The 14,989-nt window shown below is 71.3% G+C and carries 10 protein-coding genes; 4 read left to right on the forward strand and 6 right to left on the reverse strand.

What is annotated here, in order from left to right; translation table 11 throughout:
* Window positions 1–5: 5 nt before the first annotated feature.
* From KIP79_RS02795 to KIP79_RS02815, 5 genes are all read right to left on the reverse strand, one after another.
* Window positions 6–1,043, reverse strand: coding sequence for a branched-chain amino acid ABC transporter permease (locus KIP79_RS02795; protein WP_214103089.1), 1,038 nt, complete (start codon window positions 1,041–1,043; stop codon window positions 6–8).
* On the reverse strand, window positions 1,040–1,906 hold the full coding sequence (locus KIP79_RS02800) for a branched-chain amino acid ABC transporter permease (RefSeq protein ID WP_214103090.1): 867 nt from the start codon (window positions 1,904–1,906) through the stop codon (window positions 1,040–1,042). The genes KIP79_RS02795 and KIP79_RS02800 overlap by 4 nt, the downstream gene beginning before the upstream one ends.
* 26 nt (window positions 1,907–1,932) lie before the next feature.
* A complete protein-coding gene (locus KIP79_RS02805; protein WP_214103091.1) occupies window positions 1,933–3,105 on the reverse strand; it encodes an ABC transporter substrate-binding protein in 1,173 nt (390 codons plus the stop codon).
* Between the two features lie 340 nt (window positions 3,106–3,445).
* Window positions 3,446–5,275, reverse strand: coding sequence for an ABC transporter ATP-binding protein (locus KIP79_RS02810; protein WP_214103092.1), 1,830 nt, complete (start codon window positions 5,273–5,275; stop codon window positions 3,446–3,448).
* Window positions 5,275–7,089 carry an ABC transporter ATP-binding protein gene (locus KIP79_RS02815; protein ID WP_214103093.1) on the reverse strand — a complete coding sequence of 605 codons (1,815 nt, stop codon included), beginning with the start codon at window positions 7,087–7,089 and terminating at the stop codon, window positions 5,275–5,277. Before KIP79_RS02815 ends, KIP79_RS02810 begins: the two co-directional genes overlap by 1 nt.
* 299 nt (window positions 7,090–7,388) lie before the next feature.
* Between KIP79_RS02815 and KIP79_RS02820 the strand changes: the two genes are divergently transcribed.
* Window positions 7,389–8,084, forward strand: coding sequence for an AfsR/SARP family transcriptional regulator (locus KIP79_RS02820; protein ID WP_214103094.1), 696 nt, complete (start codon window positions 7,389–7,391; stop codon window positions 8,082–8,084).
* A gap of 5 nt (window positions 8,085–8,089) precedes the next feature.
* Complete coding sequence (locus KIP79_RS02825; RefSeq protein ID WP_214103095.1) at window positions 8,090–8,854, forward strand: thioesterase II family protein; 765 nt, start codon at window positions 8,090–8,092, stop codon at window positions 8,852–8,854.
* Between the two features lie 12 nt (window positions 8,855–8,866).
* Here the strand turns inward: KIP79_RS02825 and KIP79_RS02830 are convergent, their stop codons facing one another.
* Complete coding sequence (locus KIP79_RS02830) at window positions 8,867–11,593, reverse strand: helix-turn-helix transcriptional regulator (RefSeq protein WP_214103096.1); 2,727 nt, start codon at window positions 11,591–11,593, stop codon at window positions 8,867–8,869.
* Between the two features lie 353 nt (window positions 11,594–11,946).
* On the opposite strand from KIP79_RS02830, the gene KIP79_RS02835 reads away from it, so the two are divergent.
* On the forward strand, window positions 11,947–14,523 hold the full coding sequence (locus KIP79_RS02835; protein WP_214103097.1) for an RHS repeat domain-containing protein: 2,577 nt from the start codon (window positions 11,947–11,949) through the stop codon (window positions 14,521–14,523).
* Between the two features lie 58 nt (window positions 14,524–14,581).
* A complete protein-coding gene (locus KIP79_RS02840; RefSeq protein WP_214103098.1) occupies window positions 14,582–14,986 on the forward strand; it encodes an allene oxide cyclase barrel-like domain-containing protein in 405 nt (134 codons plus the stop codon).
* The last annotated feature ends 3 nt before the right edge of the window (window positions 14,987–14,989 follow it).

Genomic DNA, 14,989 nt, shown 5'->3' on the forward strand with positions numbered 1-14,989 from the left:
CGGTGTCACCTGCCCTGCCGTACGCGGACAACCCGGTCCGTCGCCGATCGAACCAAGCCGATCAGCCCGTCGGGTTTGAGGAGGACGAAGGCGATGATGATGAGCCCGTAGATGACCGTCTGCAGCTCGTGCGGATAGGCGAGGATGCCGCCGCCCTCGCCGCCGTACGCGTCCGAGAGGTGGTTGACGCCCACCGGCACGAGCGTCACGAAACAGGCGCCCAGGAGCGAGCCGCCGAGGCTGCCGAGTCCGCCCACGAGGATCATCGCGACGTACGTGATCGCCAGGTTGAGCGTGTAGTACTCCACACTGGCGGAGCCGAGGTAGTACGCCTGCAGGACTCCCGCGGCAGCGATCATCGCCGAGGTCAGCGACCACACCCACAGCTTCGCGCGGGCCACCGAGATCCCGCAGGCCGCGGCGGCCACGTCACGAGCCTTCACCGCCTCCAGCGCCCGGCCATGGCCGCTTCGCATGATGTTGGCGATGATCAGTCCGATCAGCGCCGCGAACACGGCGATGACGAAGTACATGGACCGTTCGCCGCTGAGGTCCACGCCGGCGATGCGCAGCGGCGGAAAGATCGCACCGGCGGCGCCGAACTGACTCGTCTGGAACTTCAGGGCGGCGAACACCAGGATGTAGTGCGCGGCCAGGGTGGACATGAGGAGATAGGCGCCGCGCAGGCGGAGCGACGGGAGCCCGACGATGAGTCCGACCAGCGCGCCGGCCGCCGCGGCCGCCAGCATGGCGATCGGGAGCTCGAGGTCGAAGGTGAACGTGACATATGCCCCGGTGTACGCGCCGACGACCAGGAATGCCGCGTTACCCAGCGAGAACTGACCGGCGTTGCCGGTGAGCAGGTTGAGCGGCGCCGCGATCGCGAACGCGAGTGCGGCGTTGGTCGCGACGGTCGTCCAGTACGGCGAGACCACCAGTGGCAGGACGGCGATGATCGCGACGGCCAGCGCCGCCAGGACCGTCCGCCGCCCGGCCGCCCGTGGCCGGGCCAGGGGTGGGGCAAGGCTGGTGGATTGCGTCATGGCCGGACCACCTCCGGGGTGCCGAACAGGCCCTGTGGCCGGACCATCAGGAAGACCATGAGGACGACCATCGTCGAGGGCAGCCGGAAGTCGTCGCCGAGGTAGGTTCCGGCCAGCAGCTCGGTGACGCCCACCAGGATGCCGCCGAGGAACGCCCCGCCGAGGCTGTCCACGCCACCGACGATCATGGCTGCGAAGGCGCGCAGGGCGAAGGCCGCGATGGAGATGTCCGCCACGGTCAGGGAGGCGAGCAGCGCGCCGGCCAGCGCGGCCAGGCCGCCGGCGACCGCCCACGCGTAGGTGAAGATCCGCCCGGGGTTCGCGCCGAACATCGCCGCCACCTCCGGCCGTACGGCCGCGGCGCGAAGCTGGAGGCCGACCGAGGTCCGCCTGAACGCGACGGCCAGCAGAGCCGTCGCCGCGGCCGACAGCCCGAAGGCGACCGCCAGCGTGCTGGACATCGACGTCCCGAACGGGAGTTGGAAGGTCGGAACCCCGATCGGATCCGCCAGGAAGCGCGGCTGCCGTCCGAAGAGGATGCCGCTGCTTCCTTCGATGACGCTGGTCAGACCGATGGTGACCATGACACCGGGGAACAGGCCACGTCCCAGGAGGGGGCGCATGACCGTGAGGTTGGCCACCGCCCCCACCCCCGCGACGGCCACGACGGCGATTCCGGCGGCGATCCAGAACCCCTGGGCGCCGAGGCCGGCCGCGACCACACCGCCCACGGCCATCAGGGCCCCGCCCGAGAAGTTCAGGATTCCGGTGCTCTTGAAGATCACGACCAAGCCCAGCGCCACGAGTCCGTACAGGGCGCCGAAGCCGGCGCCGCTCAAGAGGGCGTTGAGGAAGTCAGTCATCGTGCTGCTCCGTACGCGGCCGTCGCTCAGGGACTCACGACTTCGACGATGCGCTGGGTGCCCGGGTCGAAGGTGAACGCCTTCACCGCCGACGCGTCAGCCAGCCCGTTCTTCTTGCTCCAGTTCACGTCGGCGCTGTAGCCGCCGGTCTGGAATCCCTCCGGGGAGCGCAGCGCTTCGATGAAGGAGGCGCGGGTGGGATCGTCGCCGGCTCGCTTCAGCGACTCCACCACGACCTTGCCGATCACCCAGCCCTCGGCGTAGTTCTTGTCCTGCTTGAACTCCTCCCAGCTGCCCACCTCCCGCATCGCGGACTCCAGCTCCGCGCGGCCGGGCACGTCGCTGTCCGGCGGGGCGAACGCGTCGAAGGCGTAGGTGTTCGCGGCGAGCGCGCCGGCGCTCTTCCACAGGGTGGGCCCGTTGGCGCCGAAAGTCGAGTAGACCGGGACCTCCAGCCCGCCCGTCTGCATCGACTTCAACAGGGCGATGCCGCCGCCGCTGCCGGCGTGCAGCGTGACCGCGGCGACCCCGTCCCGCTTGAACTGGGCGACCTGGGCCGCGGCCTCCACCGCCGCCGGTTCGATCTTCTGCTGGCCGGTGACCTCGGCCTGAATGTTCGGCGCCTCCTTCTTGACCAGGTCGAACCACTCGTCGCCGGACGCGGTGCTGATCCGGGCGACCCCGACCTTCGCATTCGCGCCGAGTTGCTTGGCCAGGAACTTGGTGATCGCCTCCGCGCTGGTCGGCAGGTCCGCCTGCGCGTTGTAGATGTAGGGGTTGGCGAGGGTGACCTGGGTGACGCCGGTCGGCCCGATGACCGGCACCTTCTCCGCGGAGATGCGCGAGGTCAGCGCCTCGAACATCGAGGAGACGTTGATGCCGAGGAGGGCCAGCGCGGGCTGCTCGCTGGTGTACTTCTTGAAGAGCGTCACGGCCTGCGCCGTGTCGAACCGGGTGTCGCCGGCCTTGAGGTCGATCTTGCGACCGTTCACGCCGCCGTTCGCGTTAGCCCGGTCGATGGCCAGCTTGATGCCCTCGTAGTAGGTCTTCTCGACCTTGGCGTCGGGGCCGGACAGATCGCCGATGTAGGCGATGGTCACGGTGGAGTCGGTGACGCCGACCTTGTTCGCCTCACCGGCACCGGCGTCGGTCCTGGTGGCGGCTTCCTTCGTACCCGCCGAGCAGGCGGCAAGCGCCATGACCGTGAGAACAGCCGCGATCGTCGAAGCCGAGCGCGCCGTGCCGGCCCGCCCATACCTGATAAATCCAAACACGCGCCCGGCTCCTGTTCTTTGTACTGGTTGCACTCAGAGTGCAAAGGTTGCATCCTCGTTACATGTGTGTCAAGGATCACTTCCTCCCAGGACATTTCCGTACCATCCGCATTCCTCTAATGACTCAGAGTGATTTCCGATGGCCAAGGCAAGCCCCCGTGGGACATCCACGCGTTCACGAAGACCCGCGACTAGCGGGAGACCTTCACCACCAAACAGGAAGCCGAGAACAAGAAGGCCGAGGTCGCCTCGGCCCGCGCACGGATCACACCCGATCGGGTTCGACAGGTACGAATCCGGTGCCGACCCGGTAGTTGGGCGACTGATGACGGAAGTAGGTGTTGTAGACCTGGCAGTAGCGGCCGCCGCGAGCCAGCAGGGCTCGGTGGTCGCCTTCTTCCACGATCTGGCCGTGGTCCAGGACGATGATGCGGTCGACGTGCTCGATCGTGGACAGTCGGTGGGCGATGACGATCGAGGTGCGGCCGGCCAGCACCACGTCCAGGCCCTCCTGGATCTGGGCCTCGGTCAGTGGGTCGACGCTGGCCGTGGCCTCGTCCAGCACCACGATCGCCGGATCCTGGATGAGCAGGCGGGCCAGGGCGACGAGCTGGCGCTGGCCCATGGACAGGGCGCGACCGCCTTCGCCGACGTCGGTTCGCAGGCCGTGGGGCAGGGCGTCGAGCCAGTCGCCGCCGCCGACCGCCGCCGCGGCGGCGAGCACCTCCTCCTCGCTCGCCTCCGGTCTCGGGTAGCGGATGTTGTCGGCCACCGTGCCGTCGAACAGGAAGGGGACCTGCGGCACCGCGCCGATCCGCCGGCGGTAACCGGGCAGATCCAGGGTTCGGATGTCGCGACCGTCGATCAGCAGCCGGCCTTCCTGGAACTCGTAGAACCTGGTGATCAGCTTGCTGAGCGTCGACTTGCCCGCGCCGGTGTGGCCGACCAGCGCCACCGTCTCACCGGCCTCGATGACGAGGTCGAAGTTCCGCAGCACCGGACTGGCCGGGTCGTAGCCGAAGGTGAGGTCCCGGAACTCGATGCGGCCCGCCAGTTCGCCGACGGGCTCGGCGGCGGTCTGCACCACGCGCGGCGTGGCGTCGATCAACGCGAAGACCCGCTCAGCGGCGGACAGACCCTGCTGGAACTGGGACCAGAAGGCGGCGATGGACGTCAGCGGGAACCAGAAGAGCATCACTCCCTGCAGGAAGAGGTACCAGTCGCCGGCGGACAGGCGGCCCGCGAGCACCGCGGTGCCGCCCAGCTGCACGAGCCCCACCGTCGCCAACCCGGCCACCAGGAAGAGCACCGGGAAGATGGCCGAGAAGACGAACCCCTGCCGGAGCGTCACCTGGTAGCTCTGCCGGTTGATGGGCTGGAACTCGTCGTAGACCTGCCGCTCCTGGCGGAAGTTCTTGGCCACGGCGATGCCGCCCATGGTCTCCTGCAGGTTGGCGTTGACCCGGCTCAGCGAGCGTTGGGCCTGGCGGGTGCCGGCCCTGGCCACGCGTCGGAACAGCAGCGCGAGGCCCACCACGATGGGCACGATCAGCAGTGTCAGCAGGGCCAGCTCGATGCTGCGCAGGAACAGCAGGACCGTGACGAACCCCACCATCAGCACCTGGCTGATCAGGTCCATCGTCAACGTGGACACCGTGGCGAAGTCGTCGGTGTCGGAGGTCACCCGGCTGACGATCCTGCCGGACGGCGTCTCGTCGTAGAACGAGAGATCGCGCTCCAGCACGGCGTCGAAGGCGTCCTCGCGCAGGCGCAGGACCACGTCGCCGGTGACCTTCGCGCTGTAGGCCTGCCGCACGTAGTTGAACAGCCAGCCGAGCGCCCCGGCGAGCAGGAGCGCCAGGATGAGCTGCCAGCCCACCTCGCCGATCGTGCCGTCCCCGATCGCGTCCACACCCCAGCTGGCCACCAGCGGCATGACCGCCTGACTCGCCGAGGACAGCACGATCATGACGGCCACCAGGAGCATCGCGCCCAGCTTCGGCCGGAAGTAGGACGTGATCCGGCGGAGCAGGTCACGGTCGCCGTAGGTGCGGTCGTAGTCTTCGGCGTCGAGGCCGTCCATGAGGAAGCCCATCAGCGCGCCACCTCCTCACCGGCCAGGACCGGGGCCTCGGCCGGGTCCGTGATCTCGTCGTAGTGTGCGAAGATCCGCCGGTACAGGCGGTTGCCGGACAGCAGCTCGTCGTGGGTGCCGTAGCCGACCAGCTCGCCGCGTCTGAGCAGCAGCACCTTGTCGGCCCAGCGGATCTGCGAGAGTCGGTGAGTGATCATGAGTGTGGTGCGGCCGTCGAGGACGCGGCCGATCGCCTGCTGGATCTTGTCTTCGGTGGCGGAGTCGATGGCGCTGGTCGAGTCGTCGAGCACCAGGATCGCGGGATCGGTCAGCAGCGCCCGCGCGATGGCCAGGCGCTGGCGCTGGCCCCCCGAGAGGGTGACGCCTCGCTCGCCGATGACCGTGTCGTAGCCCTTCTCCAGCTCGCCCACGAACTCGGCGGCCTGGGCCTCCTCCGCCGCCCTGACCACCGACTCCCGGTCGGCCCGCTGGCCCTGGCTGAAGGCGATGTTCTCGGCCACCGTCCGGGAGAAGAGCACGATGTCCTGCTCGATGGTGGAGATCTGGGAGCGCAGCGAGTCGAGGTTCCAGTCGCGCACGTCGACACCATCCACGAGAACCCGGCCCGAGGTGGCGTCGTAGATCCGGTTGACCAGCTTGGTCAGCGTGGTCTTGCCGGAACCGGTCTCGCCGACGATCGCCACCGTCTCTCCCGGCCGCACGGTGAAGGACACCCCGCGCAGCACCGGATCCCCCTCGTCGTGGCCGAACGTCACATCGTCGAAGACGATCTCGCCTCTGATGGGGGCGGTGTGGCCGTCGGCCCGCTGCTCCAGCTCGCTCTCGGCATTGATGACCTCCAGGATCCTGCGGCTGGACACGATGCCGATCTGGACCAGCGAGAAGGTGAAGATCGATATCTGGGTCGGGAAGCCCAGCATGCCCATGAGCCCCATGAAGGCGACCACCTCACCGACGGTGATCACCCCCGTGCCGTACAGGTGCAGGGCGTGCCACAGCGCCCCGGCCATGGCCACGGCGAACAGGAGATTGGGCAGGTAGCGAGCCTGGACCAGACCGTTGCGGACGAAGGAGTCGCGGTAGCGGCGCGCCTGGGCCCGGAAGCGCCGCCGCTCCTGCCCCTCCTGGGCGGTCACCTTGATGACCTCGATGCCGCGCACCGCCTGGCTCAGCCCCGCGTTGAGGTCGCCGAACTCCTCGCGCATGCGGGTCGCCACCGGATTGAGCTGCCGCATGTAGTGCCAGAGCGCGACGGCGAAGACGGCCGCGAAGATCGCGGGCACCAGCAGCAGGCGCGGGTCGATCACGGCGATGAAGAAGAAGGGCACCAGGCCGTTCAGGCCGGAGTCGACGATCAGGTCCGCACCCGGCGTCACCATCATGGACAGCTGCCGGATGTCGTTGGCCGCCCTGGCCATGAGGTCGCCGACGCGCTGCCGGTTGTGGAAGGTCTGGCTCTTGCCGAGCAGGCTCACGTAGAGCTCGTCGCGGGTGTCGCGCTCCAGCCGCTTGGCCAGCACCTCACTCGACAGCCGCGCCACCAGGTCGAACAGACCGCGGCCCAGCACGATCGCCAGCAGCGCCAGCGCGATCAGGCCCAGCGTGGACGCCGCCTCGCCTCGCCCGCCCAGCACGGCGTCGAAGGCCACACCGGTGAGCTGGGGGACCACGGCGTTGAGCACCACCATGACCAGCGAGCCGCCGAGGAACCCGGCCAGGTGCAGCGGATGGCGGCGCAGATGGGACCAGAGCCAGCGAACCGGCCCGCGCCGGTCGGAGCGCGGGCCGGATACCTGGAACTCCGAGTTACTCATGGTCACCACATGGCCCCCCGACCGCGGTCAACGTCAGCTGTCGAACCTGTTTTCTATCACCGGGGTCCGACAGTTTCGCAACAGGTTTCCGCGCAGGCGGGAGGGGCGGAGGTTTGTTGGGTTATGTACGTAGTTTCGCTGATGTGCGCAGACAGCTGGGCGAACAGGGTGGTGATGACGCCGCGAAGCGGATAACAGTCCCCCTGTCGTTTGAGGTGCAGATGCGTTACGAACTGCTTGGGCCACTCCGCGTGTCCGATGGCCGTGAGTCTCACTCCCTGAGCGCTCCCAAGATGGAGATGACCTTGGCCATCCTGCTCGTCAGAGCGGAGCGGGTCACGACCAAGGACCAGCTCGTCACGGAGCTGTGGGGTGAGCAGCCGCCGCAGCGCGCCTCGGCGGCGCTGCACGTTTATATCTCCCAGTTGCGCAAGTTCCTCGCGGCCGCCGGGCAGGGCGACGGCAAGGCGATCGTCACCAGATCCACCGGGTACGTGCTGCGGCTGCAGGGCGCCGAGTACGACGTGGCCGACTTCCAGCGGGCCGTCAGCCACGGCAGGCTGTACCTGCAGGCGAACCGGTACCAGGAGGCGCTGAACCAGTTCGAGGAGGCGCTGCGCCTGGTGCGCGGGCCGGTGCTCGATCACCTGCCGGAAGGGCCGGTGCTCGCCGCCTTCGCCGCCTGGGCGGAGGAGGAGCGCCTGGACTGCCTGGAGCTGTCGATCGAGGCGCGGACCGCCCTGGGCCGGCACCGTGAGGTGATCGGGCTGCTCAACAGCCTGATCACGCAGTACCCGCTGCGCGAGTCGTTCTACCGGCAGCTGATGCTGGCGCTGTACCGGTCGGAGCGGCAGGCGGACGCGCTGCAGGTGTACCGGACGGCGCAGCAGGTGCTCCAGACCGAACTCGGCGTGCAGCCGTGCCCCGCGCTGCGCCACCTGCACCACGCGATCCTGACCTCGGACGCCCTCCTCGATCTGCGCGCGGCAAGCTGACCGTGGTGGCCGATCGGCCGCGCGAGCGGCAGGAGACCTGGGTCAGGCGGTTCCATCCCGGCTCCGGCGCCACGGCGGAGCTGGTCTGCTTCCCGCACGCGGGCGGCGCGGCGGCGTACTGGTTCCCGCTGTCGGCGTCGCTGAGCCCCGAGATCGAGGTGCTCGCCGTCCAGTATCCGGGGCGGCAGGACCGGCACCGGGAGCCGCCGGTGACCGACCTGCACGTGCTGGCCGACCTGCTCGCCGAGGCGATCGGCGAGCCCGCGTCCCGGCCGCGGGTGTTCCTCGGGCACAGCATGGGGGCCTCGCTGGCCTACGAGGTGGCCGCGCGCCTGGAGGGACAGCCGGAGGCGGCGCCCACCCTGCTGATCCTCTCCGGCCGCCGGGCACCGTCCCGGTGGCGGCCGTTCCACGAACCGCTCGACGACGCGGCGCTGGTGGCCAAGGTTCGGGCGCTGGGCGGCACGGACGCGGACCGGCTGGACGATCCGGATGTGCTGGAGCTGGTGCTCCCCGCGCTGCGGGGTGACCACCGGGCGCTCGCCACCTACCAGGACACGCCCGGCGCGGCCGTCTCCTGTCCGGTGGCGGCCCTGGTGGGTGAGGCCGACGGCGAGGCGTCCGTCGAGGACGTGGCGGCGTGGCGCCACCACACCACCGGCGCCTTCCAGCTGCGGGTCTTCCCCGGAGGGCACTTCTTCATCGCCGACGAGTTGCCGGAGAAGGCGAGGTTCATCGTGGGCCTGGTCCGGGACGCCGGCCCGCCCTGACGTACGGGCGGGTCAGGTGGCGCCGGCGAGCAGGCGGGCCAGGGCGGCGCGGGAGCTGACGCCCAGTTTGGCGTAGATGCGGGTCAGATGGACGTCCACCGTACGGGGGCTGATGCGCAGACGCTCCGCGATGTCCTTGGTCTTCAGGCCCTCCCCCGCGAGGTGGGCGACCTCGCGCTCGCGCATGGTGAGCTCGTCGAGGCCCGGCAGTCCGTGGGCGGCGCTCCGGGTGGCGGCACGCACGAGTTCGCGGGCCCTGGCGGCGGCGGGGCTGCCCTCGCCGAACAGGCCGAGCGCCTGCGCGTAACATCTGGCCGCCTGCTCCCACTGCTGCTGACGGCTGAACGCGTGCCCGCGCGCGAGCAGCGCGTGCCCGCCGGCCTCCGGCAGCCCGACGGCGACCGCGGCCTCCACCGCGGCCTCGGCCCACCGATCGATACGGCCGGAGTCGCCGGAGTCGGCCCGCAGGCAGGCGGCGGCGAGCAGTTCGTAGCACCAGGCCGCGTACACCGGCACCGGCTCGGGCACCTGCCAGACGTGCTCGTGCGGGAGCAGCAGCGCCAGCGCCCGGAAGGCCTCGCCCGCCGCGAGCGCGGCCTCGGCGAACAGCAGGGCGTTGAGCGGCGTCCTGGAGGCGATCTCCTCCGACGCCTGGGCGGGCACGTACTGGGGGTGCGTCAGCGTGGGGCGGCCGAGCCTGGCCCAGGAGGCGGCGATCACCGCGTCGGCCAGGCCCACGTGATCGCCCCGGCCGATCCGGTGCGCGGCGGATCGGGCCTCCAGCGCGGCGGTCTGGGCGTCGGCCAGCTGGCCCAGGTGGTAGTGCGCGTAGCCGAGGGTGGCCAGCAGCGGGGCCATCAGGTGGAGGTCGCCGCGTTCGCGCGCCCCGGACAGCGCGCGCTCGGTGTGGGCGCGGCCCTGTTCGTACCAGCCCATCAGGGCCTCGGCCCAGCCCAGGGCGAGCAGGTACCCGGCCTGCTGGGGGCCGGCGGGACCGCGGGCCTGGTCGGTGTCCAGGATGCGGGCGGCGGCCCGCAGCGGCTCCTCGGCCTCGCAGGCGTTCCCGGCGATGATCGCGCACATGCCGAGCAGGGCGAGCCGGCCGGCGGAGGTCACCGGGTCCTCCTGCCCGGAGTGCCGGGCGAGCGCCTCGACGTCGGCCCGCGCGGGCACCTCGCCGGACAGCACCTTGGCGAGTTGGGCCTGTACGTGCAGCAGCGCCCTGGCGGCCGGGTCGTGGACGCCGGTCAGTTCGGCCTTGATGAGCGCCTGCGCCTCGCCGCCGTCCCCGAGCGCGGCCAGTACGGTGGCCAGAAACGCGACCTCCTCGGCGCGGCCCCCGGCGACCCGCCCGCCGAGCACCTCGCGACGGAGCACCTCGCGGCCGAGGGCCCGGATGCGGGTGGCGTCGGCGGTGGCGGCCAGCGCGCGGACCACGGGCCGCCACAGCTCGGGGCCTGGCTCCTGGGCCGCAGGGCCAGCCGTCGCGCGGTGCAGTCGCAGGGCCGCGCTCACCCAGTGCGCCGCCTCGGCCGGGCGGCCGAGGCGCAGCGCGTCGTGCGCCGCCGCCGCCAGCACCACGCCGTCGGAGGGCCGCATCTCGGCGCCGGACCGTTCCGCGTGCCACGCCAGCTCGGTGGAGGAGGTGGCGATCCCGGCCAGGTGAGCCATGGCCCTGCGGTGCGCGGCGGCCCGCCAGCAGGAGTCGATGGCCGCGTACAGCGCGTGCCGCACGAGCGGGTGCCGGAAGGTGAGCGTGCCAGGGTCTCCCGCGGCGGGCCGGATCAGGTCACGTTGCCGCAGCTCGACGAGTACCCGGCAGGCCACGTCGCGGTCGATGGCGGCCACCGCGGCGGCGGCCTCGACGTCGAAGGTGTCGCCGAGGACGGCCGCCGCGTTGAGGACCGCGCGCGCCTCCTTGGCGAGGAGTTCGGTCTCCATCAGCAGCCGGGCGCCGATGCTGCCGCGCGTCCACAGCGCGGTGTTGTCGTCGGCCGGGCCGGGGGTGGCGAGCGTGGTGAGGTAGAGCGGGTTGCCGGCGGCGCGCTCGTGCAACCGCCGCAGGGTGCCGGGCTCGGCCACGAGTCCGTCGAGCAGCCTGGCGGACTGGCCGGGGCTCAGCGGCCCGAGTTCGATCGACTCGACGGCGCCGAGTTCCAGCACCGAGCGCAGCCGGACCGGCGACTGCCGGGGGCGGCGGGCGACGACGACGGCCAGCTTGCCGTCCATCGGACGGCGGACCAGCATCTCCAGGAGTCCCAGCGAGGAGGGGTCGGCCCAGTGGAAGTCGTCCAGGACCAGCAGGACCTCTCCGGGCGCGGCGGCCAGGCAGTCGGCGAGGGTCCGGCGCACCGTGACGAAGAACTGGTGGCGGCGGTTGAACGACATGGTGTCGGTGCCGTCGGCGCCGCCGAGCGCGTCCATCAGCGCGGCGGCCGGGGGCACGATCCTGCCGCCGGCGCCGCGCCAGGTGCCGAGCGCGTGGATGAACGGGTGGAAGGGCAGCTCGGTCTCGGCCTCCGCGCACCGGCCGTACAGGACGGTGACGCCGTCGCGCCGCGCCTGCCGGGTGAGGGCGGTGAGCAGCCAGGTCTTGCCTGATCCTGGGTCGCCGGTCAGTTCGGCGACGAGGCCGTAGCGGTCACGCGCGGCCTGGACGAGATGCGTCAGGCGGTCGAGCTCCAGACTTCGGACGATGGTGTTCTGCCGGGTCTCGTGAGCACGGGTAATGACCGTCATCTCCGCAAGTGCCTCCCTGCTGTCACCTCGGTCGGCGGCCGAATGACCCGCGCGGAAAGCCGCGCCCCTCGCCCGCCTGGAATGTCGCACTTCGGCTTTTTCCCCATAACCTACAGGGATTATCGGATAGCATACCCTCCCGCTCTTCCGGGGCCTAATTTGGTGCAATCACAAATCTGGTTATTGCCGGACCGAAAATAGGGCGCCACTCCATAAAAGGGTGTGAACGGGATTCTGGGGGCGTTAAGGCCAGCTTTAGAAGCGCGGCCGAGGATGAGCGCGCCGACCCGGACCGTAAGCGGGCGGCAGACCGGCGGGTTCACCGAACGAACCGATTCGAGGAGTGAGCAGCTGTGCCCACGCTCCGGGACGTCCACACACGCCACGCCGTACGGCGAATTCCCCTTGGCGACCTCAGCGAGGTGCTGATCGACCTGCGCGACGGCGAGCTGATCCTGCGCCGGCTGGGTTTGGTGATCGCCGGCACCGGCCACCACCTGAGGCTGATCCTGGAGCACCGGAGCGGGTCCCGCACCCGGGCCGGTTTGCAGATCACGCCGGAACCGACGCTGGACGCGGCGGGCGAACCGGTCGTCGTGGACGACCAGGGGCGGGTCACGACCCTGCACCGCGACGCGGACGGCCTGATCACGAAGATCGTCGATCCGCTGGGGGCGCAGGTCGCCGCCTTCACCTACGATCCGGCCGGGCGGCCGACCCGGCAGACCGACGCCACCGGCGGCGCCACCACGTTCCGGTGGGACGAGGAGGACCGGCTGACCGGCCTCGACGACCCGGCCGGCGGAACGCTGAACTTCGCCTACGGCCCCGGCTCCGCGGTGACCGCGGTGGACTGGCGCGGCGACGGGGGCTCGGGCCGGATCACCTTCGGGTACGCGGCGGGACAGACGACGGTGACCGACGCCGCCGGGCGTACCACGGTCCACACGTTCGACGAGCGGGGGCGGCTGGTCGCGGTGACCGACCCGCTGGGCGGCGTACGGCGCTGGACCTGGGCGACGCGGACCCCGGACACCGCGGCCGAGGAGACCGACGCCCTCGGGGCCGTCACCGCCTACGACCACGACGACGAGGGCCGCCTGGTCGGAGTGCGCCTGCCTGCCACGGCCGGCAGCTCGGCCGAGTACGGCCATCCCGGCGGGCAGCCCACCGTGCTGCGCGACCCGGCGGGCAACGAGCTGCGCCTGGAGTACGACGCGGCGGGCCGCCAGGCGCGCGCCCTGGTACCGGGGCGGGACGAGCCGCTGGACGTCCGCACGTACCACCCGGCGCACGGCAGACTGCTGACGCTGACCGACGGCAACGGCCAGACCACCTCCTTCGGCTACGACGAGGCCGGGAACCTGGTCACGGTGACCCCGCCGGAGCCGCTGGGCCCGACCCGCTACGCCTACGACCGGCTCTCCCGGATCGTCGGGGTGATCGACGGCAACGGCCGCCGCACCGGCTACCGGCACGACCAGGCCGGCCGCCTGACGGAGGTCACCGACGAGGACGCGGGCACGGTCCTGGCCTCGCTCGCCCACGACGCACTGGGACGGGTGACCCGCCGCTCCGGACCCGGCTGGTCCTACGCGTACGACTGGACCCGCACCGGCCGGGGCTCCCGCCTCGCGCGGGCGGTGCGCACGGCGGACGGCGAACCCGCCGAGGAGGTGCGCTACACCCACGCCCCCGACGGTGAGCTGCTCACGGTGACCACACCCGGCGGCACCACGCGGTACACCTACGACGGCGCGGGCCGCCCGGCGACGGTCACCGGCCCGTCCGGGCACACCGCGAGGCTCACCCACGACGCGGCCGGCCGGCTGGTCCGGATCGAGTTCGGCGGCGACGCCGTACAGGAGATCGGCTACGACGCCGCCGGACGGCGGACGTCGCTGACCGTGCGCGGCGCGGACGGCGGGGAGCGGCTGACGGCTCGCTACGCCTACGGCGACCGGGACGTGCTGCAACGGGCCGAGCTGGACGGCGAGGTCACCGAGTACACCTACGACGAGCTGAAGCGGCTGGCCAGAGCCGGCGCGACTGAGTACGTCTACGACCGGGCGCACAACCTGCTGCGCCTCGGCGAGGTCCGCTTCACGCTGAACGCGGCCGGCCAGGTGACGCGGTTCGGCGAGACGGAGTTCGCCTACGACGGCGCGGGGAACTTCGTCGACGAGGTCAACCCGACGGGTTCCTTCACCTACAGCGCCACCCACCAGACCTTGACCGGCGTGTTCGGCGGCCGGCGGGTGGTGGACGTCGCCTACGACGGGCTCGACCAGCGCACGCCGCGCCGGATCACCGAGACGACCGTGGACGGCCGGACCGTCACCCACGTGCTGACCTGGTCGGAGCTCGGTCTGCTCCGCGTCACCGACGACGGCGTGCCCACCGACCTGGTCCGCTCTCCCGACGGGGTCCCGCTCGCGGTGCTGACCGCCGACAAAAGCCACTACTGGACGGTGACCGACCAGCACGGGTCGGTGCTGGCGCTCCTCGGCGAGGGCGGCGAGGTCGTGGCGCGGTACCGGTACACCCCGCACGGCGCGGTGACCGCCTCAGGCCCTGCGGCGGCCGCCGGGCCGCTGCGCTTCCGCGGCGGCTACCAGCTCCTGCGCAGCGCGCACCTTTTGGACGACCACCTCTACAACGGCCACTGGGGGCGGTTCACCCAGCCGGACCCGACCCGCCGCGCCTACGCGCCTTACACCTTCCGCGACAACGATCCGGTCAACACCGGGACGTGGACCCGGCACGACTTCTGGGCAGTGCTGGCCAGCGGGGTGGCGGCACGCTTCTTCCCCGCGCCGCCCGAGCACTCGCCGTACGAGCCGGGCGTCTCGACCGCGCCCGGGATCGCGGCCGACCGCACCCCGCTGGTCGCGGGCGAGCCCCCGGACCGCTTCCCGCTCCATTCCTGACCCCGCGCCGGGCGGGACCGCCCCGCCCGGCTTCCCACCAGATAGAGAGGACCAGCACATGGCCGACCAGATCGTGATCCGCGCGCCCAAGGAGATCGTGGTCAAGGTGGTGGACGACGTGACGGTCGCCGATCCGCAGATCGGTCAGACCGGCACCTTCGACGATGAGATCTACGACGAGAGCGGCGCGCTCCTGGGCACCTCGCACGGCTCGTTCCGCATCGAGTACACCCGGCCGGGCGACGGCGGCCTGATGACCTACTACACCGAGGACATCACCCTGGCGGACGGCACCATCCACGCCGAGGGCTGGGCGGACTTCAACGACGTGCGCACCAGCGAGTGGGTCTACTACCCCGCCACCGGCACCAGCGGCCGGTACGCGGGGCTGACCGGTTTCCGGACGTGGCGGATGACCGGCGTGCGGGCGTCCGCGGAGGCGCGGATCCTGCTCTCCGACTGACCG

This window comes from Acrocarpospora catenulata, from assembly GCF_018476525.1.
Taxonomy (GTDB): Bacteria; Actinomycetota; Actinomycetes; order Streptosporangiales; family Streptosporangiaceae; genus Acrocarpospora; species Acrocarpospora catenulata.

Excerpts from the sequence above, each read along its gene's own strand:
- KIP79_RS02810 (WP_214103092.1), bottom strand. The coding sequence starts at position 5,275 with ATGGGCTTCCTCATGGACGGCCTCGACGCCGAAGACTACGACCGCACC.
- KIP79_RS02840 (WP_214103098.1), top strand. The coding sequence starts at position 14,582 with ATGGCCGACCAGATCGTGATCCGCGCGCCCAAGGAGATCGTGGTCAAG.
- KIP79_RS02795 (WP_214103089.1), bottom strand. The coding sequence starts at position 1,043 with ATGACGCAATCCACCAGCCTTGCCCCACCCCTGGCCCGGCCACGGGCG.
- KIP79_RS02820 (WP_214103094.1), top strand. The coding sequence starts at position 7,389 with ATGACCTTGGCCATCCTGCTCGTCAGAGCGGAGCGGGTCACGACCAAG.
- KIP79_RS02815 (WP_214103093.1), bottom strand. The coding sequence starts at position 7,089 with ATGAGTAACTCGGAGTTCCAGGTATCCGGCCCGCGCTCCGACCGGCGC.
- KIP79_RS02800 (WP_214103090.1), bottom strand. The coding sequence starts at position 1,906 with ATGACTGACTTCCTCAACGCCCTCTTGAGCGGCGCCGGCTTCGGCGCC.
- KIP79_RS02830 (WP_214103096.1), bottom strand. The coding sequence starts at position 11,593 with ATGACGGTCATTACCCGTGCTCACGAGACCCGGCAGAACACCATCGTC.
- KIP79_RS02805 (WP_214103091.1), bottom strand. The coding sequence starts at position 3,105 with ATGGCGCTTGCCGCCTGCTCGGCGGGTACGAAGGAAGCCGCCACCAGG.